The sequence below is a fragment of the Pantoea sp. At-9b genome (assembly GCF_000175935.2).
Taxonomy (GTDB): domain Bacteria; phylum Pseudomonadota; class Gammaproteobacteria; order Enterobacterales; family Enterobacteriaceae; genus Pantoea.
On sequence record NC_014837.1, the window covers coordinates 374,592 to 396,714 of the forward strand.

Annotated in this window: 20 protein-coding genes; 11 read left to right on the plus strand and 9 right to left on the minus strand. The window is 53.7% G+C overall.

Features of this window, described 5'->3' with window-relative positions; genetic code table 11:
- Nucleotides 1–125: 125 nt before the first annotated feature.
- Entirely contained in the window at nucleotides 126–1,382 is a 1,257-nt protein-coding gene (locus PAT9B_RS01635) for a polysaccharide biosynthesis C-terminal domain-containing protein (RefSeq protein WP_013507509.1), read from the plus strand.
- 8 nt (nucleotides 1,383–1,390) lie between these two features.
- Entirely contained in the window at nucleotides 1,391–2,341 is a 951-nt protein-coding gene (locus tag PAT9B_RS01640; protein ID WP_013507510.1) for an ATP-grasp fold amidoligase family protein, read from the plus strand.
- 53 nt (nucleotides 2,342–2,394) lie between these two features.
- On the opposite strand, the gene PAT9B_RS01645 is transcribed toward PAT9B_RS01640, so the two are convergent.
- Together PAT9B_RS01645 and soxS are read right to left on the minus strand one after the other, a co-directional pair.
- Nucleotides 2,395–2,676, minus strand: coding sequence for a YjcB family protein (locus tag PAT9B_RS01645; protein WP_013507511.1), 282 nt, complete (start codon nucleotides 2,674–2,676; stop codon nucleotides 2,395–2,397).
- A 306-nt stretch (nucleotides 2,677–2,982) separates the two neighbouring features.
- A complete protein-coding gene (soxS, locus tag PAT9B_RS01650) occupies nucleotides 2,983–3,411 on the minus strand; it encodes a superoxide response transcriptional regulator SoxS (protein WP_013507512.1) in 429 nt (142 codons plus the stop codon).
- A gap of 83 nt (nucleotides 3,412–3,494) precedes the next feature.
- Between soxS and soxR the strand changes: the two genes are divergently transcribed.
- From soxR to PAT9B_RS01670, 4 genes are all read left to right on the plus strand, one after another.
- Nucleotides 3,495–3,971, plus strand: coding sequence for a redox-sensitive transcriptional activator SoxR (soxR, locus tag PAT9B_RS01655; RefSeq protein WP_013507513.1), 477 nt, complete (start codon nucleotides 3,495–3,497; stop codon nucleotides 3,969–3,971).
- Nucleotides 3,972–4,020: 49 nt separating this feature from the next.
- Nucleotides 4,021–4,686, plus strand: a complete 666-nt coding sequence (locus PAT9B_RS01660; RefSeq protein WP_013507514.1) for a glutathione S-transferase family protein — start codon at nucleotides 4,021–4,023, stop codon at nucleotides 4,684–4,686.
- A gap of 352 nt (nucleotides 4,687–5,038) precedes the next feature.
- A complete protein-coding gene (locus tag PAT9B_RS01665; protein WP_013507515.1) occupies nucleotides 5,039–6,388 on the plus strand; it encodes an NCS2 family permease in 1,350 nt (449 codons plus the stop codon).
- 139 nt (nucleotides 6,389–6,527) lie between these two features.
- Nucleotides 6,528–8,177, plus strand: coding sequence for a Na+/H+ antiporter (locus PAT9B_RS01670; protein WP_013507516.1), 1,650 nt, complete (start codon nucleotides 6,528–6,530; stop codon nucleotides 8,175–8,177).
- A 15-nt stretch (nucleotides 8,178–8,192) separates the two neighbouring features.
- Here PAT9B_RS01670 and PAT9B_RS01675 read toward each other — a convergent pair whose 3' ends face one another.
- On the minus strand, nucleotides 8,193–9,095 hold the full coding sequence (locus tag PAT9B_RS01675) for a LysR family transcriptional regulator (RefSeq protein WP_013507517.1): 903 nt from the start codon (nucleotides 9,093–9,095) through the stop codon (nucleotides 8,193–8,195).
- 107 nt (nucleotides 9,096–9,202) lie between these two features.
- Between PAT9B_RS01675 and PAT9B_RS01680 the strand changes: the two genes are divergently transcribed.
- The 3 genes from PAT9B_RS01680 (at nucleotide 9,203) to PAT9B_RS01690 (ending at nucleotide 11,007) form a co-directional block, all read left to right on the plus strand.
- On the plus strand, nucleotides 9,203–9,628 hold the full coding sequence (locus tag PAT9B_RS01680) for a CidA/LrgA family protein (protein ID WP_013507518.1): 426 nt from the start codon (nucleotides 9,203–9,205) through the stop codon (nucleotides 9,626–9,628).
- The gene (locus PAT9B_RS01685; RefSeq protein WP_013507519.1) at nucleotides 9,621–10,316 is read left to right on the plus strand and encodes an LrgB family protein; all 696 of its coding nucleotides are present in this window, start codon (nucleotides 9,621–9,623) and stop codon (nucleotides 10,314–10,316) included. Before PAT9B_RS01680 ends, PAT9B_RS01685 begins: the two co-directional genes overlap by 8 nt.
- Before the next feature lie 145 nt (nucleotides 10,317–10,461).
- Entirely contained in the window at nucleotides 10,462–11,007 is a 546-nt protein-coding gene (locus PAT9B_RS01690; RefSeq protein ID WP_013507520.1) for a YfaZ family outer membrane protein, read from the plus strand.
- 120 nt (nucleotides 11,008–11,127) lie between these two features.
- Here the strand turns inward: PAT9B_RS01690 and actP are convergent, their stop codons facing one another.
- The 3 genes from actP to acs all read right to left on the minus strand — a co-directional run bounded on the left by actP (nucleotide 11,128) and on the right by acs (nucleotide 15,232).
- Nucleotides 11,128–12,780 carry a cation/acetate symporter ActP gene (actP, locus tag PAT9B_RS01695; RefSeq protein ID WP_013507521.1) on the minus strand — a complete coding sequence of 551 codons (1,653 nt, stop codon included), beginning with the start codon at nucleotides 12,778–12,780 and terminating at the stop codon, nucleotides 11,128–11,130.
- Nucleotides 12,777–13,106 carry a DUF485 domain-containing protein gene (locus PAT9B_RS01700; protein WP_013507522.1) on the minus strand — a complete coding sequence of 110 codons (330 nt, stop codon included), beginning with the start codon at nucleotides 13,104–13,106 and terminating at the stop codon, nucleotides 12,777–12,779. Before PAT9B_RS01700 ends, actP begins: the two co-directional genes overlap by 4 nt.
- 170 nt (nucleotides 13,107–13,276) lie before the next feature.
- The gene (acs, locus tag PAT9B_RS01705; protein WP_013507523.1) at nucleotides 13,277–15,232 is read right to left on the minus strand and encodes an acetate--CoA ligase; all 1,956 of its coding nucleotides are present in this window, start codon (nucleotides 15,230–15,232) and stop codon (nucleotides 13,277–13,279) included.
- Between the two features lie 571 nt (nucleotides 15,233–15,803).
- Between acs and gltP the strand changes: the two genes are divergently transcribed.
- Together gltP and murQ are read left to right on the plus strand one after the other, a co-directional pair.
- A complete protein-coding gene (gene gltP, locus PAT9B_RS01710) occupies nucleotides 15,804–17,105 on the plus strand; it encodes a glutamate/aspartate:proton symporter GltP (protein WP_013507524.1) in 1,302 nt (433 codons plus the stop codon).
- 143 nt (nucleotides 17,106–17,248) lie between these two features.
- A complete protein-coding gene (gene murQ, locus PAT9B_RS01715) occupies nucleotides 17,249–18,160 on the plus strand; it encodes an N-acetylmuramic acid 6-phosphate etherase (RefSeq protein ID WP_013507525.1) in 912 nt (303 codons plus the stop codon).
- 37 nt (nucleotides 18,161–18,197) lie between these two features.
- Here murQ and PAT9B_RS01720 read toward each other — a convergent pair whose 3' ends face one another.
- Genes PAT9B_RS01720 through PAT9B_RS01730 form a run of 3 tightly spaced genes read right to left on the minus strand, consistent with a single transcriptional unit; the run spans nucleotide 18,198 to nucleotide 22,061 of the window.
- Nucleotides 18,198–19,802, minus strand: coding sequence for a hypothetical protein (locus PAT9B_RS01720; RefSeq protein ID WP_013507526.1), 1,605 nt, complete (start codon nucleotides 19,800–19,802; stop codon nucleotides 18,198–18,200).
- Between the two features lie 23 nt (nucleotides 19,803–19,825).
- On the minus strand, nucleotides 19,826–21,511 hold the full coding sequence (locus tag PAT9B_RS01725) for a hypothetical protein (protein ID WP_013507527.1): 1,686 nt from the start codon (nucleotides 21,509–21,511) through the stop codon (nucleotides 19,826–19,828).
- Nucleotides 21,512–21,524: 13 nt separating this feature from the next.
- Entirely contained in the window at nucleotides 21,525–22,061 is a 537-nt protein-coding gene (locus PAT9B_RS01730) for a serine acetyltransferase (protein WP_013507528.1), read from the minus strand.
- Between the last annotated feature and the right edge of the window lie 62 nt (nucleotides 22,062–22,123).

Sequence of the window (22,123 nt, forward strand, 5' to 3'; positions counted from 1 at the left end):
CCCCTTTTTCGGACCAGCATGGTTTGAAGTTATTAATTTAAGTCAGGCCCAATTAGCGCTTGTTTAATTCTTTCAAGGACGTTGTACCGAAAGCAGTTGTAGTAAGTAATACTAAGGACGAGTTGATGAAATTAAGCGTAATGTCAAATGCCGCCTGGATGATGTCTGAGAAGATCGTCTCGGTTTTCGGCGTCATATTTGTGACTTCCTATGTGGCAAAATCCTTTGGCCCAACGGTGTTTGGTCAAATGGCGTTTTCCACCTCACTGTTCTCTATGGTGCAGACCGTAGCGATGTTTGGCACCGAAACGATACTGTTCAAGACCATCAGCAAGAGTGAGCCGAAAGGTGTGCGCCTGATGAACGTAGCGCGCACGCTGCGATTCGCGTTATTGGTGTTGACCTCGGTGCCGGTGTTGATTTGGGTCTGGTACAACATGCAGGAAAACTTCCTTGCGTTTGCCCTGGCCTCGTTTATCGCCTCGGTGTTTGTTACGCAGGACACGTTCAGTGTGTATAACAACGCACGTCTGGCTTCCCGGCTCAATACCATTGCGAATTCAATCGGCCTGTTGCTCGGTTTCTCCATCAGCTTTGCCATTGCCTGGTTTCGACTTAACCCGATTTGGCTGACGTTGTCGATCGTGGTGGTTACGCTGGTTCCCTATGCCATCAAACGCTACAACTTTTACCGCGAAAATCAGGAACAGGCACCCGCACGGAGTAAACGCGGTCCTTACCTGCGTTATCTGCTCTATGCCGGTCTGCCGCTGGCGATCTCCAGTATTTTTATTTCGGTACAGGTGAAAACCGCGCAGATGTTTCTGGTGGGGATCGCTTCGGCGCGTGAGCTGGGCTTGTTCGCGGCCGCCAACACCATTTCGGCATCGTGGACCTTCATCCCGTTAGCCATTATCACGTCCAGCTTTTCAGAAATCTTCCGGGAGCGCGGTGAGGTTGCCAACAAGTTGACGGCGCGCCTGAATGGTTATGTTTTGGGTGTTTCATTGCTTTTGCTTTTCGTCATCGCCTTATGTGGCGAAAAAATCATCATTGCTTTGTACGGTCACGAATACACGCAGTCGGGAAGTCTTATTACGGTGTTGTCGATAGCATCCAGTTTTTCGGCGATGGGAACGGTGGCGTATCGCTACATGGTCAAGGAAGGAGGATTTAATTATCTGCTTAGAAAAATTATCTGCTTGATGGCCATCAGTCTGCCGCTTTCGTGGTGGCTGATCCAGGGCTACGGCATCATGGGGGCCGCCTGGAGCGTTTTCATTACCGAACTTCTGTCCCTGACGGTAATGAATTACTTCTTCAGAAATGGCGCCATTTTTAAGATTCAAGTTTCCTCGCTCAACTACAAAACCTACAAATGAGGTTAGATATGCTCAAGTTGAAAGATGAACTCAGACGAAGTGTGCGGTATTTCATCAAAAAAATGCCCTGGGCTTACCAGGACCGTCTGTACTACTTTCGTAGATTTCGTCGGTTACCGAATTTGCGTCAGCCCAAGGTGTTTAATGAGAAGGTGCTGTATCGCAAGTTTGTCTATGGCGATTATTTGAACTATGGTCGCCTGTCGGATAAATACTCGGTGCGCGATTACATTGCTGAGAAGGTAGGGAGTGAGTATCTGATTCCGTTGGTGTATGAAACCAGTGATCCCCATACGCTGCATACGATGGCAAGCTGGAAGAATACGGTGATCAAGCCGAATCACGGTTCGAATATGGTCGAGATCCTGTTAGACGAGCCGGATGCGTTGAAGAAGCAGCAGATCATCAGCAAATGCCAGACCTGGTTGAAAAAAGACTATGCGGATGAGGCGCGTGAGATTCATTACCGTTACATCAAGCCACGCATTCTGGTGGAAAAGTACATTGGTGACGGGAAAAACGTGCCGGTTGATTACAAGTTCCACATGTTCAATAAACGTGATGGCAATTTCGAGTATGTGCTTCAGGTGATTTATAATCGATGTAATCCATTGCTTTCTATGAATTTTTATGTGAACAACTTAAACGATGCCTACCATAAGATTCGTGATACCGGATTGGATATTTCGCCGCAAATGGCCGCGTTACAACACGCGTTAGTGCTGAGTAAGAAGCTGGCAAGTGATTTCGATTATGTGCGCGTTGACTGGTATATCCACGAACAGCAGGTTTATTTTGGTGAACTGACCTTTACGCCGGGAGCCGGGATGGTCACCGGGCTGGATCGTGGACTTAATCAGATGATGGGTGATATGTGGATTCAGGACCGTCTTGGTGCGCAGACACCGGATGGAACGGTAGCGGATGTCAACATCCCGGCCGTATTGAAGAAAGTTTGAAATCACACAGCAAATAAAAAACCCCGCGATGCGGGGTTTTTTATTGGCAGCGATTAAGGCATCGGCCAGTCGGCTGGCGTTTGGCTCATCACTTCGACAAAGGCATTCTTGGAAATTTCCATGAAGTTATGCAGATTTTCCATGCTGAGGGTGATCCCCATCAGGCCGGTAACAAACCAGCAGGACATACCCAGACCGATTCCACCGCACATCAGTGCCATCACATGGTGGCTGTTCTGACGAAAACGAATTTTCAGGGTGCTGGCGAAAAACATCATTACTGCGCTCAGCAATTCCCAGCGCATAACGATAAGACTGGTGGTTAAAGTAGCCATCTGCAACGAACCTCTATGAATCAGTAACATCCCTGACATTCGACGGACATCACTGGCGGCAGAGAAGGAAGGTCAGGGAGGCCCTTCAGGCCGTCGAACTACGCATTAAACTGTGACTTGGGTCACATTATATCACCCGATTTGAAACTTTGAACAAAATTTATACCTGGTATGGTAGAAAAAATTTTATCGATATCGGCAGAAACACCGCGCGAATCAGGCATGACGCATAGAGAGGTAGCGGCGCGATTTATCGCGCGATTTTAAGCAAGGCAGGGAGCGCCCGCTCGGGGCGCGCAGGCAGGGTTAGCGCACCGGGCAGCACTCGCCGGTGGTACGCTGGGTAAAGCTGGCCATATTCTCGCTGCAATCAAAGCTCACCAGGCGTGGACGCTGGATCATCGCCTGACGGCGCATGGTGTGGCGATACGCGGTCGGCGTTTGCGAAAACTGACGGCGAAAAACGCGGGAAAAGGTTTGTTGTGAGTCGTAACCGTACTGCATAGCGATATCAAATACCGGACGTTGCGTCTGGCGCAGAGCCTCAGCGGCCAGCGTTAAGCGACGTTCGCGGATATAACCCCCCAACGTTTGTTTCGTCACGGTACGGAACATACGTTGCAGGTGCCATTTGGAATAACCTGATTTAGCCGCTACTTCATCAATCGACAGGGTTTTATCCAGATTCTGATCGATCCAGTGAGTCAGTGAATGAATGATTTCCTCTTGCATCATAACCACATCCTTCTGAGTAGAGATTCGAAGTTTCAATGGGGAGCGAGTATAATTCCTCAAGTTAACTTGAGGTAAAGAGCCAAATGAAAAAAGAACGCAACTACCCGAAACCGGTGCTGACACCGGGTGAAGTGGCGAAGCGCAGCGGCGTGGCGGTATCGGCTTTGCACTTTTACGAAACCAAAGGATTGATCTCCAGTACGCGTAATAACGGTAATCAGCGGCGGTATAGCCGTGATGTGCTGCGCCGGGTGGCCATCATTAAAATCGCGCAACGCATAGGGATTCCTCTCGCGACGGTGAGCGACAGTTTGATGCATGTGCCCGCCAATAAACGCATGTCGACCCAGGAATGGGATGCGCTGACACAGCACTGGCGTGAAGAGTTGGATAAACGTATCGAAACCCTGACGCGACTGCGCAATGATCTCGATGGTTGTATCGGCTGTGGTTGTTTGTCGATGCGTGACTGCCCACTCCGCAACCCGGGCGACCGTTTAGGCGAGCAAGGTTCAGGGGCGGTTTTACTCGATCCGCAACAGGACGAGCAGAAACGCTGAGGTGACATCATCTATACTTACTGGTCAAACCATTGGTCAGGAAGCCATGATGATCACCGTTCACCATCTTGAAAATTCGCGCTCACATCGGGTGCTGTGGCTGCTGGAAGAGCTATCGGTGCCTTATCAGATCAAACGTTACCAACGTGAAGGCACATTGCTGGCACCGGACTCGTTGAAGAAAGTCCATCCACTGGGCAAATCTCCGGTGATCACCGATGGCAATCGCGTGCTGGCGGAATCTGGCGCGATCCTCGAATATCTGGCCGACAAATATGACGTCGAATATCGGTTGAAGCTGTCTGATGAGGATGCGCAGATTGCAGCAGGTTACTGGCTGCACTATGCCGAGGGGTCGCTGATGCCGTTGTTGGTGATGAAGCTGGTGTTTGGACAGTTGGGTAAAAAACCGGTGCCCTGGCTGTTACGTCCGGCGGGTAAGGCTTTCAGTGCCGGTATCCAGAAAGCCTGGCTCAATAAGCAACTGACCTTACATGGTGATGTGATTGAACATCACCTGAGTCAGCATCCATATTTTGCGGGCAATCGTTTTAGCATCGCTGATATTCAGATGAGTTTTCCGCTGCTGGCGATGCGTGCCCGCTCTGGCCTGCGTGATATGCCCGCCAGCCAGCTCTGGCTGGAGGGACTGGAACAGCGTGCCGCCTGGCAGCGGGCGATTGAGCAGGGTGGCCCGATCAATTTCAGCCAATAATCATGTTGCGCAACCCGGCTATCACTTGGTTGCGCAACGAAAGTCACTGGGGAAATCCCTAGATTTTCCAGTCCTTTCCGTTGCATCTGGCAAACGGTGAGGCAGCGGAACTACGTTGCATTTCTGTTATGCAATGAGGATTATCCTGTATCTATGTAGATTAGCAGTTGAAAATCTCAGGCCAATCACCGGATAATCGTTTGCCTTTTTTCTGTGTTCCCCTTTTTACGACCAGAAATACGCGACTACGTAAACGTTTGCGTTGTTTCTCAGTGGAGAAACGTGCACCAGGATGGCAGGCAAACGTCAGTCGCGCGGCCACTCACAACACAAAAAATTCAGAGGATTAATTATGTCTGGCGAATCTCGCCCGGCCGGTGGAAAACTGGACGGCTGGTTCAATATTTCAGCACGCGGCAGTAGCGTGCGTCAGGAAGTGCTGGCGGGGTTAACCACCTTCCTGGCGATGGTCTACTCCGTTATCGTGGTACCGGGGATGCTCGGCAAAGCGGGCTTCTCGCCGACGGCGGTGTTTGTCGCCACCTGCCTGGTCGCCAGTTTCGGTTCGATCATCATGGGGCTGTGGGCCAACCTGCCGATGGCAATTGGCTGTGCGATCTCACTGACGGCATTTACCGCGTTTAGTCTGGTACTCGGCCAGCACATTAGCGTACCGGTGGCGCTCGGCGCGGTGTTCCTGATGGGCCTGCTGTTCACCCTGATTTCGGTTACCGGCATCCGTGCGTGGATTCTGCGTAACCTGCCGATGGGTATTGCACATGGTACCGGTATCGGTATCGGCCTGTTTCTGCTGCTGATCGCTGCGGATAGCGTCGGCCTGGTGGTAAAAAATCCGGCGGCGGGTCTGCCGGTTGAGCTGGGCCACTTTGCCTCGTTCCCGGTCATTATGGCGCTGGTGGGGTTGGCGGCGATCTTCGGGCTGGAAAAACGTCGTGTTCCCGGCGGCATTTTGCTGACCATTGTGGCGATCTCGATCGTTGGGCTGATTTTTGACCCGGCGGTGAAATACCAGGGGCTGTTTGCCATGCCGAGCCTGAAAGATGCCAGCGGCCAGTCGCTGGTGTTCAGCCTCGATATCATGGGTGCGCTCAAACCGGCGGTATTGCCAACGGTGCTGGCGCTGGTGATGACGGCGGTGTTTGATGCTACCGGCACCATCCGTGCGGTGGCCGGTCAGGCCAATCTGCTGGATAAAGAGGGCCAGATCATTAATGGTGGCCGCGCCCTGACCACCGACTCCATCAGCAGTCTGTTTGCCGGTCTGGTGGGGGCTTCCCCGGCAGCGGTGTATATCGAATCGGCGGCGGGTACGGCGGCGGGCGGTAAAACCGGCCTGACGGCGGTGGTAGTGGGTCTGCTGTTCCTGGTAATTCTGTTTATGTCGCCGCTGGCGTATCTGGTGCCGGCGTATGCCACCGCACCGGCGCTGATGTATGTCGGTCTGCTGATGCTGAGCAACGTGGCGAAAATCGATTTCAAGGACTTCGTCGATGCCATGTCTGGCCTGCTGACGGCGGTATTTATCGTGCTGACCTGCAACATCGTGACCGGCATTATGCTCGGTTTCGCCGCGTTGGTGATTGGCCGCCTGTTTGCCGGTGAATGGCGCAAGCTGAATATCGGTACGGTGGTGATTGCTGTGGCACTGGTGGCTTTTTACGCCGGTGGCTGGGCCATCTGACCTGAAATTTTCCTGAAATCCGAATTATTCGCTTTCCTTGCCTTGCCGCACGACCGGTTTCCCAGTCGTGCGGCATTTTGTTTTACACTTTCCGTTGCTCCAACATCGCATTAACGAAAATGATTCGCCTAAGGAAAGCATGGAAATCTTCTTCACCATTCTCATCATGACACTGGTTGTGTCGCTGTCTGGCGTTGCGGCACGCATCTTGCCGTTTCAAATCCCGCTGCCGTTGGTGCAGATCGCTGCCGGTGCAATGCTCGCCTGGCCGACCTTTGGTCTGCATGTCGATTTTGATCCTGAACTGTTTCTGGTGCTGTTCATTCCGCCGTTACTGTTCGCTGACGGCTGGAAAACACCGATTAACGAATTTTTGCATCACGGACGCGAGATCATCGGGCTGGCGTTGGTGCTGGTGCTGATCACCGTGGTGGGTATCGGTTATCTGATTTACTGGCTGGTGCCGGGTATCCCGCTGATTCCGGCTTTTGCGCTGGCGGCGGTGCTGTCACCGACCGATGCAGTGGCGCTGTCCGGGATCGTCGGGGAAGGGCGCATTCCGAAAAAAATCATGTCGATTGTGCAGGGCGAAGCCCTGATGAACGACGCATCTGGCCTGGTGTCACTCAAATTTGCAGTCGCCGTGGCGATGGGCACCATGGTCTTCACCTGGGGCGGTGCCAGCGTCGAATTCCTCAAAGTCGCGGTCGGTGGCCTGGTGGCCGGTGTCGCGGTCTGCTGGCTGTATGGCCGTTCTCTGCGTCTGCTGAGCCGCTGGAGCGGTGATGACCCGGCCACCCAGACCGTATTACTGCTGCTGCTGCCGTTTGCCTCGTACCTGATTGCGGAACATCTCGGTGTTTCCGGCATCCTCGCGGCGGTGGCGGCCGGGATGACCATCACCCGTTCCGGCATTATCCGTCAGGCACCCTTGGCGATGCGCCTGCGTGCTAACAGCGTTTGGCAGATGCTGGAGTTTGTCTTCAACGGCATGGTGTTCCTGATGCTCGGCCTGCAACTGCCTGACATCATTGAAGCCTCGGTGGCACAGGCGAATGCCGATCCTAATGTTGAACTGTGGATGCTGTTCACTGACATCGTGCTGGTCTATGCCGCGCTGATGGTGGTGCGTTTTGGCTGGCTGTGGATGATGAAACGTGCCAGCCTGCGTTTCCTCAAGAAAAAGCCGCTGGAGTTTGCCAGTTACTCGCTGCGTGAACTGCTGATTGCCTCGTTCGCCGGGGTACGTGGGGCGATTACCCTCGCCGGTGTGCTGTCGATTCCGCTGTTCCTCAGTAACGGTGACCCTTTCCCGGCGCGTTATGAACTGGTGTTTATCTCAACCGGCGTGATCCTGTTTTCGCTGCTGGTTGGCGTGGTGTTGCTGCCCATCCTGCTGCGTGGCATGGAGAGCACCGACAAAGCGGGCCATCGCCGTGAAGTTCAAAGCGCGCGTGCCGCGATGGCCAGCGTGGCGATTGACAGCCTGCACAAGATGGAAGAGCGGCTGGAAAAAGACACCGAAGAGAACATTGATCCTGAGCTGCTAAAAGAGGTGAGCCTGCGGGTGATTGGTAATCTGCGTCGTCGCGTGGTGGGTAAAGAGGAGCTGGAGCAGGCGCTGTTTGCGGAAAACCTTGAACGCCGCTTCCGCCTGACGGCGATCAGGGCGGAACGTGCTGAGGTGTATCATTTGCGCGCCACCCAGCAAATCTCCAACGAAACCATGCAGAAATTGCTGCGCGATCTCGACCTGCTGGAAGCGTTGCTGATCGAGAAAGAAGAGTAACCACTGCGCCGCGCATCAGACCGAGATGCGCGGCGCATTATCCGGCCAGTGCTCACGACAGCAGGCGATCCAGGCCTGAGCGCTACGCGACAAATAGCTGCCTTCCCGCCAGATCAATCCCAGACTCCACTTCAGTTCCGACTCCAGCGGCAACCACAGTAGCGATTGCTTATCCAGGCGCTGGCAAATCGGCTCTGGCAGGATAGCCAGCCCCATTTCCGCCTGTACCATCGCCGCCAGAAAGTCCCACTGACCACTGCGGACAGCAATATTCGCCGTTAGCCCGAGACGTTGAAAGGCCTTCATGAGCTGGCGATTGAGGGAGAATTCTTCGTTGAAAATCAGTAACGGATGTTCCGCCAGTTCACCGAGGCCCAGATGGGTACGATTAAGCCACGGGGCGGTACGTGGCAACAGGACGCACAACGGATGGTGCATCAATTCCAGCGTATTCAGCGGCAAATCCGCGTCCACCGGCAGTGCTGTTAACGCAATATCGAGGCTACCATCCAGCACCGCCTGCTGCACCGTCAGGCCGCCGAACTCGGCAATTTTAAGCTCAACGCCTGGATAGCGGCGGCGAAAGGCGGAGATGGAACCGGCAATCTGCATCCCTACCATCGGCGGAATACCCAGCCGCAGCTCGCCGGTCTTCAGCTGGTTGATGTCGCCGATCTCGGCTTCCAACTGGTGAAACTCCTGCAAAATCGCCAGCCCACGTTGATAAACCGCCTGGCCGCTATCGGTAAGGTGCAGCTTACGGCCATCGCGCAGCAGCAGCGTGCAGCCCAGCTCCTCTTCCAGCTGACGCAGCATTTTGCTGATGGTGGGCTGAGTGACGTAGAGCTTCTGCGCGGCGCGAGTGAAGCTTTGCTGGCGTACCACTTCGGTAAAGTAACGCAGGGCGCGGACGTCCATTGAAGTATTCCTGATTGGCATAGTTTGAATAATATTAATTCATTTTTTTCACACTCTGCCTGCGTTTTATACTGAACACCTGATTTATTTACGGGGGGGTGAGGAAAATGGCGTTCGCATTGAGTCCGCGCAGAACGGACATCCTGCAACGTGTTTTCGTCCCGCTACAGCTACTGCTGTACGTGGGATTGTTTATCGCCAGCGATAAACTGGTGGGCTGGCTGCATTTGCCGCTGCCTGCCAATGTCGTCGGCATGTTGCTGTTGTTGCTGTTAATTATGACGCGTGTGATACCGCTGCGTTGGGTGAAGGCGGGAGCCAACTGGCTGCTGGCTGAGATGTTGCTGTTCTTTGTCCCGGCGGTGGTGGCGGTGGTGAACTACAGCGATTTGTTGCGCAGCGAGGGCTGGCGCATCTGTCTGGTGATTGGCATCAGTACCTTGTTGGTGCTGGCAGCCACCTCACTGGTGGTGGATCGCGTGTACCGTTTTGAACTGGCGCGGGCGGCGCGTAAGCAGGCACATCATGAATGACCTGATTATCAGCCTGATTTGTCTGGTGCTGACGTTGCTGGTTTATTACCTCAACAAACGTTTGTATCAGCGCTGGCGCACTTTGCTGCTGATGCCGCTGGTGATGACGCCGCTGGTATTGGTGGTGCTGCTCCTGATCACCCACGTGAGCTGGAAAGATTACATCGCAGAAAGCCACTGGCTGCTGTGGTTGCTTGGTCCGGCAACGCTGGCCTTTGCGGTGCCGGTGTATGAAAACCAGGAGATTATCAAACGTCACTGGTTATCACTCAGCTTGGGCGTTGCGACGGCAACGCTGGTTTCGGTATGCAGCTCGGTGTGGCTGGCGCGATTGCTCACGCTGCCGGAATCTATCCAGCGCAGTCTGGCGGTGCGCTCCATCACCACGCCGTTTGCGCTGGCGGCGGCGAAGCCGATTGGCGGTCAGCCGGATCTGGTGGCGTTGTTTGTGGTGATCACCGGGGTGTTTGGTATGGCGGTGGGGGACTTTCTGTTTCTGCGCATCGCAATCAAACAAGGTGTGGCGAAGGGCGCAGGATTTGGCGCGGCCTCGCACGGTGCCGGTACGGCGCGCGCTTACCAGATCGGTCAGCAGGAAGGGGTAGTCTCCAGCCTGGTGATGATGCTTTCTGGTGTGGTGACGGTGATCCTTGCCCCCTTACTGGGGCATCTGATGTGGCAGGTGTGAGTTGCCTGATTAACGGCCCGCAAGGGCCGTTTTGCGTGCCCCTGTCATTCCTGTTTACGTAAAGCTTGCCAAATAAAGTTGTTTCCTGCCGTCTGGCTGTTTACCCTTTCCGCCGAATTGATTGTCCTTCATGGAGTGGAATTACATGTTAAAGCAACTTGTTACAGGAAGCGTACTGGGTCTGGCTCTGCTGAGCAGCGGCGCGCAGGCGATTGAGGGCAGTGTTGACGTGGGTGAACACACCACCAACCTCAACCTTGGTCTCGGTACCACCTCACCGGGTCTGTTCCTCAACGGCAACTGGCTGCGCAGCGATCACGACGGCAGCACTTACGGCCTCGGCCTGGGTTACAACGTTGATTTTGGTAACCTGCGTCTGGCACCGACGGCGAAAGCGCTGTTTACGCACCCGGAAGATGGTAAAGACGGTTTTGCCGTGGCTGTGGGTGCCGGTGCACAGTACAACTTCAACAGCATGTTGGGCCTGTATGGCGGTTACTACTACGCGCCAGAATCCTTCTCTGATCACCTCGACAGCTACCAGGAAGTGTCAGGCGGCCTGAGCTTTACCCCGATCTCGCTGCTGAATGTGCGCGTGGGCTATCAGTACATCGAACTGAACAACAAAGGCAGCCGCAAAGATAACGTGCTGGCCGATGGCCCGTATGTGGGTGCGTCACTGCGTTTTTAATCCTCTGCGGTTAGAGTCCTCTGCGTGCTGTGACCCTCACCCCGGCCCTCTCCCATAAGGGAGAGGGAGGGGACTATATATTCCCTCTCCCACTTGTGGGAGAGGGTTAGGGTGAGGGCGTCAGTGCGCTTTCCCCTGCTCAATCCCCACGCCCGTTTGCGAGCGAATAAACTGCCCACGGAAGCGCCGACGCTCAATAGCCCCCTGTTCCGACTGATCGGTAATGGAAAACAGCCAGGTGCCGATAAACGCCGCTAACATGGAGAATAGCGCCGGATACTCATACGGATAGATTGGTGCAGCATGTCCCAGCACCTGCACCCAAATGGTCGGCCCAAGGATCATCAACACCACTGCCGTCAGCAAGCCCAGCCAGCCGCCAATCATCGCCCCGCGCGTGGTCAGTTTTGACCAATACATCGACAGCAAAATAATCGGGAAGTTACAGCTGGCAGCGATGGAGAACGCGAGGCCAACCATAAAGGCGATGTTTTGCTTCTCGAACAAAATCCCCAGCGCAATGGCGACCACCCCCAGCACCAGCACGGTAATTTTGGAGACGCGCAACTCCTCGCGCTCAGTGGCATGGCCTTTGCGGATCACGCTGGCATACAGGTCATGGGAAACCGCGGATGCGCCTGCCAGCGTTAACCCGGCGACCACCGCCAAAATGGTGGCGAACGCCACAGCAGAGATGAAGCCGAGGAACAGGCTGCCACCTACCGCGTCTGCCAGATGCACCGCCGCCATATTGGTGCCGCCGATCAACGCGCCGCTGGCATCTTTAAACGCCGGGTTGGCCCCCACCAGCAGAATTGCCCCGAAGCCGATAATAAAGGTGAGGAAGTAGAAATAGCCCATAAAGCCAGTGGCCCAGAACACGCTTTTACGCGCCTCACGGGCATCGGCTACCGTGAAGAAGCGCATCAGGATATGCGGTAACCCGGCCGTACCGAACATCAGGGCGAGTCCGAGCGACAGGGCGGAGATCGGGTCTTTCACCAGCCCGCCCGGCTGCATAATTGCCGCGCCTTTCGGGTGTACCGCCATCGCTTCGGTAAACAAGGTATTGAAACTAAAGCCCGCCGCTTTCATCACCATGATGGCCATAAAGGTCGCACCAAACAGCAGCAACACCGCTTTGATGATTTGCACCCAGGTAGTGGCCAGCATGCCGCCGAACAAGACATACATCACCATCAGGATGCCTACCAGCACCACTGCGATGTGGTAATTGAGGCCGAATAGCAACTGAATCAGCTTACCGGCACCCACCATCTGCGCAATCAGATACAGCGCCACCACCACCAACGAACCACAGGCGGAGAGGGTGCGAATCGGTTTTTGTTCCAGACGATAGGAGGCCACGTCGGCAAAGGTATAGCGACCAAGGTTGCGTAAACGCTCGGCAATCAGAAACAGGATCATCGGCCAGCCCACCAGAAAGCCGAGCGAATAGATCAGTCCGTCATAACCCGAGGTGTAGACCAGGGCGGAGATCCCGAGAAACGAGGCCGCCGACATATAATCGCCCGCCATCGCCAGCCCGTTTTGAAAGCCAGTGATATTGCCACCGGCGGTGTAATAATCGCTGCGCGAACGGGTACGTTTGGACGCCCACCAGGTAATCCCCAGGGTTGCGGCAACGAACACCACAAACATAATAATGGCTTCGTAGTTGGTCGGTTGCTTTTGCACCGCACCGGTAATGGCATCCGCCGCGACGGCGCTGAGCGGTGCGGTAGCGAGGAACAGCGGGAGCAGACGCTTCATGATTTCACCTCGCGCAGAATCTGTTTGGTCAGGCGATCAAACTCGCCGTTGGCACGCCAGACATAGATCCCCGTCAGCACAAAGGAGATCACAATCAGACCGACGCCGATGGGGATGCCTCGCGTAACGTTAGTGCCGGGATGGAGCGGCGTACCAAGCCAGGCGGGGGCGAAGGCGATCAGCAGGATAAAACCGACGTATAACACCAGCATGATCAGGCTAAGCACCAACGCAAAGGACTGGCGTTTATGCACCAGTTCCTGAAAACGTGGATTGCTCTCGATTTGTTGCCACACAGCTTCCTGTTGGTTTACGGCTTCGTTCATCACAGTTTCTCCAGAGGCAAGGCAGGCAGTAACCTCACCGGAAAGTGATGTTAACTGACTGAATGTTCTAATTATTTAGTAAGTGCGATGTTGACGAGTACGACGGAGGGCAGGACTGGTGGCGAGCAGCCAGAGGAGACTGGCCGAATCTCGCCACCGGAGTATGTCGGTTACGGCATTTTGATAGACTGTTTTTCTTCCAGTAATTTTTCCACGACGCCAGGATCGGCCAGTGTCGAGGTATCGCCCAGATTGCTGGTGTCGCCCGTGGCGATCTTGCGCAGAATACGGCGCATGATTTTGCCGGAGCGGGTTTTCGGCAGCGAATCGGTCCAGTGCAGCACGTCAGGGGTGGCAATCGGGCCAATCTCTTTACGCACCCAATTACGCACCTCGGTGTAAAGTTCTGGCGACGGCTCCTCACCGTGGTTCAGCGTAATATAAGCATAGATCGCCTGGCCCTTGATGCTGTGCGGAATGCCGACTACCGCCGCTTCAGCAATCTTCGGATGCGACACCAACGCTGACTCAATCTCAGCGGTGCCGAGACGGTGGCCGGAGACGTTCAGTACGTCATCAACACGCCCGGTGATCCAGTAGTAACCATCTTCATCACGACGCGCGCCGTCACCGCTGAAGTAACGGTTCTTGAAGGTGGAGAAGTAAGTCTGCTCAAAACGATCATGATCGCCAAACAGGGTTCGCGCCTGGCCAGGCCACGAATCAACAATCACCAGATTGCCTTCCGTTGCACCTTCCAGCGTATTGCCTTCGTTATCGACCAGCGCCGGTTGTACACCGAAGAACGGTTTGGTCGCGGAGCCAGCTTTCAGCTCAATGGCACCCGGCAATGGGGTGATCATGAAACCACCGGTTTCGGTCTGCCACCAGGTATCGACGATCGGGCAACGGCCATCACCAATCTTGTTGTAGTACCACTCCCAGGCTTCCGGGTTAATTGGTTCACCCACCGATCCCATAATGCGCAGGCTGCTGCGGTCGGTGCCTTCGATGGCTTTATCGCCCTCGGCCATCAGGGCGCGAATCGCGGTCGGAGCGGTGTAGAGCAGAGTCACTTTATGTTTATCGACCACTTCTGCCATGCGGCTCGGTTTCGGCCAGTTCGGCACGCCTTCGAACATCAGCGTGGTGGCACCGCAGGCCAGTGGGCCATAAATCAGGTAGCTGTGTCCGGTAACCCAGCCGACATCGGCGGTACACCAGTAAACATCTTCAGGATGATAATCAAATACATACTTAAAGGTGGTCGCGGCATACACCAGATAACCGCCGGTGGTATGCAGCACGCCTTTCGGCTTGCCGGTGGAGCCGGAGGTGTACAGAATAAACAGCGGGTCTTCCGCATTCATCGCCACCGGTTGATGTTGATCGGCGGCATCAGCCATCAAATCATGCCACCACAGGTCGCGTCCTTCACGCCAGCCGGTATCTTTACCGGTGCGTTTAAATACCACCACGTTTTTCACACTGGTGACATTCGGGTTGTTCAGCGCGTCATCGACGTTTTTCTTCAGCGGGATGCCGCGTCCGGCGCGGATGCCTTCATCTGCGGTAATCACCAGTTTGGCGTTCGAGTCGATGATGCGTCCAGCGACGGCTTCGGGTGAGAAACCGCCAAAAATCACGGAATGCACCGCACCAATGCGCGCACAGGCCAGCATGGCTATCGCTGCTTCCGGCACCATCGGCATATAAATGGCGACCACATCGCCTTTCTTCACGCCGAGGCTGCCGAGTACATTGGCGAAGCGACACACGTCAGCATGCAACTGACGGAACGTCAGGGTTTTGCTCTCGTTGGCGTCATCGCCCTCCCAGATGATGGCAGGATGGTCGCCACGGCTTGCCAGATGGCGATCAAGGCAGTTGGCCGCGAGATTGAGCGTGCCATCTTCATACCAACGAATGGCGACATTCCCCGGGGCAAAGGAAGTGTTCTTCACTTTGCTATAAGGGGTAATCCAGTCGAGAATTTTGCCTTGCTCGCCCCAAAAGGTTTCGGGATCGTCAACCGACTGTTGATACATCGCTGCATATTGCTCTGCATTAATCAGGGCGTTTTCGGCAATTGCAGCAGGAACGGGGTGCTTGTGAATTTGGCTCATGGCTGACCTCCTTGAAGATGTTAATCATATGTCAATCAATAGTTAATTGAAGCCTGGCCCTGCGGCTTTGTTTCGGTTTTGCAGACTGGATCACGGCCTAAGCCTGTGGGTATTCATCCGGCAAATATCACAGAATCCTCAGGCGCTGTGGCGGCGTGCTGTGAGCCAATGCTGAGAAATTTCTGAACAAAATAGCAGCAAACGCGCCCGCTGGCTTTTTGCGCGATTATGCATAGCTATGCGGAAAATTATCGAATTAAAACTTTTCATAACAGCGAGTTATGGTTTTCTTACTGAATCAGCATTTTATGCTACAGCGACGGATAAGATTTAAGCGAACCCGCCAGGGGTTGCATTTACCGTAGTGAAAATGGTACTTATCTCGCCCCTGGCAAGCCAGTATCCACTCAGGCTGCATCACAGGACGCGTGCAAAATGCGCGCAAGGTAGTACCGGATGCAGTCGATAATAACCCTCTATTTTATCGGGCTTTTGCTCACTTCCCTGTGTGTATTGTTTTCTGCACCTTCGCAGCAGAGCAAAGGGGTTTTAACTGAGGAAATAACGCGTTATGAAAGGTTTTAAACTCAGCCTCGCCTGGCAGATATTGATTGCGCTGATTCTGGGCGTGGTGGTCGGTACGGTGCTGCATAATCAGCCGGACGATCGTGAATGGTTAATCACCAATATTCTCAGCCCGGCGGGCGATATCTTCATTCATCTGATTAAGATGATTGTGGTGCCGATTGTGGTTTCCTCATTGATTGTCGGCATTGCTGGCGTCGGTGATGCGAAAAAACTCGGACGTATTGGCGTCAAAACCATTGTCTATTTTGAAGTGATCACCACCATTGCCATTGTGGTCGGCATCACGCTGGCCAACGTATTCCAACCCGGCAGCGGCATTGATATGTCAACGCTGGCAACGGTGGACATCTCTAAATACGAAGCCACTACCCAGGCGGTACAGGGCGCACCGCACAGCCTGGTGACCACCATTCTGTCACTGATCCCACAGAACATTTTTGCCTCGCTGGTGAAAGGTGACATGCTGCCGATTATCTTCTTCTCGGTGCTGTTTGGTCTGGGACTGTCGTCACTGCCTGCGGAACATCGCGATCCGCTGGTGGGGCTGTTCCGTTCGGTTTCTGAAACCATGTTTAAAGTGACGCATATGATCATGCGTTACGCGCCGGTCGGTGTGTTTGCGCTGATTGCCGTCACCATTGCCAACTTCGGCTTTGCTTCGCTGTGGCCACTCGCCAAACTGGTGTTGCTGGTGTATGTGGCGATTCTGTTCTTCGCCTTTGTGGTGTTGGGTGCGGTGGCGCGTTTCTGCAAACTGCGTATCACCACCCTGATGCGCATTCTGAAGGATGAGTTGATTCTGGCTTACTCCACTTCCAGCTCGGAAACCGTGTTGCCGCGCATTATGCAGAAGATGGAAGCCTACGGCGCACCCAAGGCCATTACCAGCTTTGTGGTGCCGACCGGCTATTCGTTTAACCTCGACGGTTCGACCTTGTACCAGAGCATTGCCGCGATCTTTATTGCTCAGCTGTATGGCATTGACCTGTCGCTGACCGATGAAATCATCCTGGTGCTGACGCTGATGGTGACCTCGAAAGGGATTGCAGGCGTGCCGGGAGTCTCTTTCGTGGTGTTGCTGGCGACGCTGGGAAGTGTCGGTATTCCACTGGAAGGTCTGGCGTTTATTGCCGGTGTTGACCGCATCATGGACATGGCGCGTACCGCGCTGAACGTGATCGGCAATGCGCTGGCGGTATTAGTGATCGCCCGCTGGGAAGACCAGTTCGATACTGAACAGGCCGCCGCTTACGAGCGACAGCTGCGTATGCAAAACGCGGCATAACGATTCGACGACAAACCCGCCATCCGGCGGGTTTTTTTATGTCTGCTCGGCGCAAAACGCAAAAATTTCCCCTCGCAGTGGGTGAATTAACAATTCAGTTTGATATATAGTTTTACGAATAAATTATTCTTTCGGGAGCCTGTATGAAAATCGATCTCAGCCAGATGATCACTGAGGGGCGTAACCCGGCCAGCCAGCACATTGATGAGCTGCCGACGGAAGCGATGCTGCGTGTTATCAATGACGAAGATAAGAAAGTTGCGCTGGCAGTGGAGGCGATTGTGCCGCAGATTGCGCAAGTGGTGGATGCCATCACCGCCGCCTTTAGCCGGGGAGGTCGTCTGATCTATTGTGGAGCCGGAACCTCCGGTCGACTCGGCATTCTTGACGCCAGTGAATGCCCGCCTACCTTTGGCACACCGCGCAGCCAGGTGGTCGGTCTGATTGCCGGCGGACACACGGCGATTTTGCAGGCGGTGGAAAATGCCGAGGATAATCATGAGCAAGGTGCGCAGGATTTGCGAGATATCCAGTTCAGCAGCCACGATGTGTTGGTCGGCATCGCTGCCAGCGGTCGCACGCCCTATGTGCTGGGTGCGCTCGAGTATGCAAAACAGCAGGGGGCTTTTAGCGCCGCATTAACCTGCAACCCGAACAGCGCGATGGCTCTGGTGGCAGATGTGGCGCTGACGCCGGTTGTGGGGCCGGAAGTGGTGACCGGTTCCTCGCGCATGAAAGCAGGTACGGCGCAGAAGCTGGTGCTGAATATGCTGACAACCGGTGCGATGATCCGCAGCGGCAAGGTCTATGGCAACCTGATGGTGGATGTGGAAGCCACCAACCAGAAGTTAGTACAGCGGCAGATTAACATCGTTAAACAGGCGACCGAATGCGATGATGCTACGGCTCAGCAGGCGCTGGCCGCCTGTCAGGGGCACTGTAAAACCGCAATTGTGATGGTGCTGGCGGGGTTACAGGCAGAAGAGGCGCAGGCGCTGCTGCGCCATAACAACGGTTTTATCCGCCAGGCGTTACGCGAAGCGCCATTGCGTTAGTGAAAAATGCCAGCGCGATGACGCTGGCACCTTTCATTTATTGCAGCGTCGTGTGGATATCCACCCAACTGTCAGCCGGAATATCGGTATAGTCGCCCAGAGAGGCGGTTATGCTGCCTTCTGAAGCGTTCAGGCTGTACTTCAGCGTCCTGATACCAATGACAATCGTATCGGATGCCTCTGATTCAATCGTGGCCGCCAGATTCTGGATGCCTGCTCCGCCCGCGATCAGCGGATTGCTGATTTTCCATAGAGACTTCTTCGTGACAAGTGATGCGCCAGTGATCTTATATTTCCCGGTTGCTTCTTTAGTCGCGGTGAATTGACCGGTCTGCGCGTAACCGCGGTTAACCGCGCTAAGGTTATCGTTCTGTTTAAACGCATCCTGCACCGGTGAACGGCTGGCGTTGGCGATGGCATCAGAGATGCGGATCACCGCCCCGGAGGTCTTCACCACACGGCCATCATTGAGAGGAACGTAAGTATTGGAGGTTAATGAGTTTTCCGTCTCAACATACACAATACCTTCAGGCTCGCTGGTCAGCTGCTTATCGCGCGAACGGTCAATGACGACTTTCTCCTCACCCGAACTGCCTGCCTCGGCATAGCGTAGTGGAATGAAGGTTGCGCCTTCACTACGAGCGGCAATTTTGGCATAGACAGTCAGCGTATGGTCCGCAGCGCTGTAGACGTAGCCAAATTGCGTCAGGCTTGCGCTGTCATGTCGATAGTCCGAGGGATCACGCAGGTTCGTGATACGTAAGACATGCTTTGCCGTCGCGCTATTGAGCGATGAGACAAAAATATCATTGCATTGAATAAGATAGGTATAGATTGACTCTGCCAGGGTTCCCCCGGAGATAAACAGTCCGGTGAAGTTCGGGCCAGAATTTCTTACACCGGTTTTCAGGGTGAATAATGTTACCCAACTGGGTTGGCTTACCCAGGTGGTGGGTTGCACATTTCCCTGCCTCAGCGGCGCGATTAAATCTTTATTCGTTAAGGCGCGTGCGGCAACGACAGCCGAATCCGCATAGGGTGTGCCATAGTCGGTAAATTGGCCCGGCCCGGCAATATACATATCTGCAGAACCGTCTGCTTTGGGCAGGAAGATCAACGAAGAATGCAGCGTATCATCTTCAGCACCGGCGAAAGGTAAGCGCAATATGCTGCCGTTCCAGCCAGCAACACCTTGCCCATAGGGTTCGCTGAACGGAATCGCCACTCTGGCCGCCGTGGGTTTTCCCTCTTTAGCGGCATAAGTCTGTAGGCGTCCGCGTTCATCAATAATTAAAGCCCCCCGGTTATCGGACCCGCCAAACGTCAATCCCGCTATCCCTTTCGGGTCTGACACGCCCTGCACGATATCAAACTGCCCGCGCTGTTTTACCCGGTCAAATACGGATGCTGCTCCGCTACCCACGACGGGCTTACCTTCACCGGCAAAGAACCCGCCAATCAGTTTGAACCCGGTATCTTTACCTATTTCAGCGCCTAACGTGTCGGGTTGAGGAACGCCGGGTAAGGGGTGGGGACTGATTCGGGCATCAGCGGAGTTGGACGCCGAACTTCGACCGGAGAACAGAGCCAGAACTGTCGAAGGCAGAATCCAGTGCAAAAGACGTCTTCTTGATAGGGTCATGATGTCTCACCGCCTGTTGATGGCTACAGCGCTGTCGATTGCTGTTGCCAGCCAATATTATTGCCAGCTTTGCCCCAGATATCCGGGCTGGTATTGGTGGTCCCGGCTTGTAGTGCCGGTGAATCGCTGGCCAGTTGCAGGATATTTTTGGCTTCTTTCATACCCGCAGGGGGGACCAGAGGGACGGTATAGCGGAATTTAGGGTCGACATAACGCAAATCGAGGGTGGTCACACCCGGCAAGGCCGCAGGTGCGGCAGATGGCCAGGCTTCCGAGAAGAAGATGCAGTTTTTAAAGGCATATTTGGTCAGCAATGTGCCAAATTCAGACACCTCGGCAGGGCTTATCAGATCGGAATTGTCCCGGTGTTTCCAGTAAAAAATACAATTCTCCAGCGTCATCGACAGGACTGCTGGATTGTCCTCTTTGCGTGGGTTGCAATAAAGAACATGGTCATTAGCTTGCGAAATGGTGTCAATGAACATGCAATTGCGCACCACGTTGTTGTAGCAATACATGAAACAACAGGCTTTTTTCCAGTAAATATCTTCGCTGCGTTGTGTTCGGGCGACGCCATCGTTATAGGAAACAATGTATTCAATGACATTATCCACACAACCCAGACCACGGGTGTGGTAAAGCGTATAGATATCATCACTGAGTGGTTTATAGCCGTTGGCATGATACCAAGTGTAAGAGAAGGGGCCCTGCACGAACATAAACGATTTCGCATTGTTGGTCAGGTAACCCCAACGTAACAGGCAATTATTGCAGTGAAAATCCAAATCTAAAGCATAGCGATCGGGGGCAGCAGGGCCGGAACCGTGCACTTCAAAATTCTGCCCGGTGGCGTAAGCGCACGCCGACATCCACAAAGGGACATCAGCACGAGGGGTAGTCCAGGCATACGGATCTTTTATCGGGTTATAAACATTGGTGCGGTAGGACGAGTAATAAATATTATCCCAGCCCGATTCCCATTCATCACCGCGAATATCACGGTTTTTATTTTTACTGGCTGTACCAGACAATAAGACACCGTAGTTAACAATGTTGGTGAATGAAACATCAAGGATACGCACCCCATAGCTCTTCCGTTGATCGCCATAATAAGTGTCAGGATCGGAAAGATTGAGATTGCCACGTATGAATATGCCGCAATTAATATTATCGCCATAAATATCATGAATAAAAATTTTGTGGGCGATATTGGTCCGCTCTTTTACCATCAAGTGGATACAGGCGACTTCTTTGGCGGGGGCAGAACCGGCAATCGCGGCCGGATCGCCAATAAAATCAACATGGTGAATTTCCAGATTGCAAATGCCATTGGCATCTCCTCGGATTGAACCATACAAATAACCGCCAGTATGTTGTTCACCAGGAGGAGAGGAAAGCTGGAGGGAGTTGATATTAAAGTTTTGGAAAATCGTGTCGGTATGTCGCGTAGCGGCGTCTTTAGGATACCAGATGGGCCAGGCACCTTCGCCATAAGACGTCAGCACGCTCTGGGTGCCGGAACGATTGAAGAAAAAAGCGAGTGGGTTCTCGCTGATATAGGACCAGTTGAAATGCGTGCCGCGTTTGATGGAAACGGTAACCGGATGGATTACACCCGAAGCGATGACGTCATCCATCGAACGCCAGGGTTTTTCCCGGCTGCCGTTCCCCTGAACGGTCGCTGAAGGATCTACATAGATAAATTTCATTGTCAGATACCTGTCAGGCTACGCGAATAGCTTCAGCCGGAAACTTACGGGTTTTGATAAAGGGTTTTTGGGCGACCACGTAATGGTCATCGGCAACATTGGTCATTGCGATCGCGCCAGCACCAATAATGACATTATGCCCAATCTCAATATCATCACCGAGGATGCAGGAGTTAACACCCATTGAGACATTATCACCGATGATAAAATGTTTAGGATAAGGCAGTTTGTTGCCGCCAACGGTGCAGCATTGTCGGATGTTAAAGTTTTTACCAATCACGCAACCACTATTGATAATGACAGAATAGGCATGCCAGATAACAAAGCCGTGACCAATTTTGGTCCGATAGGAAATCTCAATGCCAAACATAAATTCATTGAAGAATTTATGCAGAATAACAAAAGCGAGTGTGACAGGATAAAACACGCGCACCCGTTTAGCATGTAAAGAAGCCAGGCGATACAGCAGCACAACCAGCTTCGATTTGATACCTGGGTTCATTCTGATTTCTGACAATGTGAGTTTGATGCTACGAATGATGTTGATCATGGTTCACCTTACGCCGGATGATAACTAAAGCGGTTCACAGTCATCTACTGCAAGAACATAAT

Coding starts and splice junctions, on each gene's coding strand:
- PAT9B_RS01635 (WP_013507509.1), top strand. CDS start 126: ATGAAATTAAGCGTAATGTCAAATGCCGCCTGGATGATGTCTGAGAAG.
- PAT9B_RS01640 (WP_013507510.1), top strand. CDS start 1,391: ATGCTCAAGTTGAAAGATGAACTCAGACGAAGTGTGCGGTATTTCATC.
- PAT9B_RS01645 (WP_013507511.1), bottom strand. CDS start 2,676: ATGGCTACTTTAACCACCAGTCTTATCGTTATGCGCTGGGAATTGCTG.
- soxS (WP_013507512.1), bottom strand. CDS start 3,411: ATGATGCAAGAGGAAATCATTCATTCACTGACTCACTGGATCGATCAG.
- soxR (WP_013507513.1), top strand. CDS start 3,495: ATGAAAAAAGAACGCAACTACCCGAAACCGGTGCTGACACCGGGTGAA.
- PAT9B_RS01660 (WP_013507514.1), top strand. CDS start 4,021: ATGATCACCGTTCACCATCTTGAAAATTCGCGCTCACATCGGGTGCTG.
- PAT9B_RS01665 (WP_013507515.1), top strand. CDS start 5,039: ATGTCTGGCGAATCTCGCCCGGCCGGTGGAAAACTGGACGGCTGGTTC.
- PAT9B_RS01670 (WP_013507516.1), top strand. CDS start 6,528: ATGGAAATCTTCTTCACCATTCTCATCATGACACTGGTTGTGTCGCTG.
- PAT9B_RS01675 (WP_013507517.1), bottom strand. CDS start 9,095: ATGGACGTCCGCGCCCTGCGTTACTTTACCGAAGTGGTACGCCAGCAA.
- PAT9B_RS01680 (WP_013507518.1), top strand. CDS start 9,203: ATGGCGTTCGCATTGAGTCCGCGCAGAACGGACATCCTGCAACGTGTT.
- PAT9B_RS01685 (WP_013507519.1), top strand. CDS start 9,621: ATGAATGACCTGATTATCAGCCTGATTTGTCTGGTGCTGACGTTGCTG.
- PAT9B_RS01690 (WP_013507520.1), top strand. CDS start 10,462: ATGTTAAAGCAACTTGTTACAGGAAGCGTACTGGGTCTGGCTCTGCTG.
- actP (WP_013507521.1), bottom strand. CDS start 12,780: ATGAAGCGTCTGCTCCCGCTGTTCCTCGCTACCGCACCGCTCAGCGCC.
- PAT9B_RS01700 (WP_013507522.1), bottom strand. CDS start 13,106: ATGAACGAAGCCGTAAACCAACAGGAAGCTGTGTGGCAACAAATCGAG.
- acs (WP_013507523.1), bottom strand. CDS start 15,232: ATGAGCCAAATTCACAAGCACCCCGTTCCTGCTGCAATTGCCGAAAAC.
- gltP (WP_013507524.1), top strand. CDS start 15,804: ATGAAAGGTTTTAAACTCAGCCTCGCCTGGCAGATATTGATTGCGCTG.
- murQ (WP_013507525.1), top strand. CDS start 17,249: ATGAAAATCGATCTCAGCCAGATGATCACTGAGGGGCGTAACCCGGCC.
- PAT9B_RS01720 (WP_013507526.1), bottom strand. CDS start 19,802: ATGACCCTATCAAGAAGACGTCTTTTGCACTGGATTCTGCCTTCGACA.
- PAT9B_RS01725 (WP_013507527.1), bottom strand. CDS start 21,511: ATGAAATTTATCTATGTAGATCCTTCAGCGACCGTTCAGGGGAACGGC.
- PAT9B_RS01730 (WP_013507528.1), bottom strand. CDS start 22,061: ATGATCAACATCATTCGTAGCATCAAACTCACATTGTCAGAAATCAGA.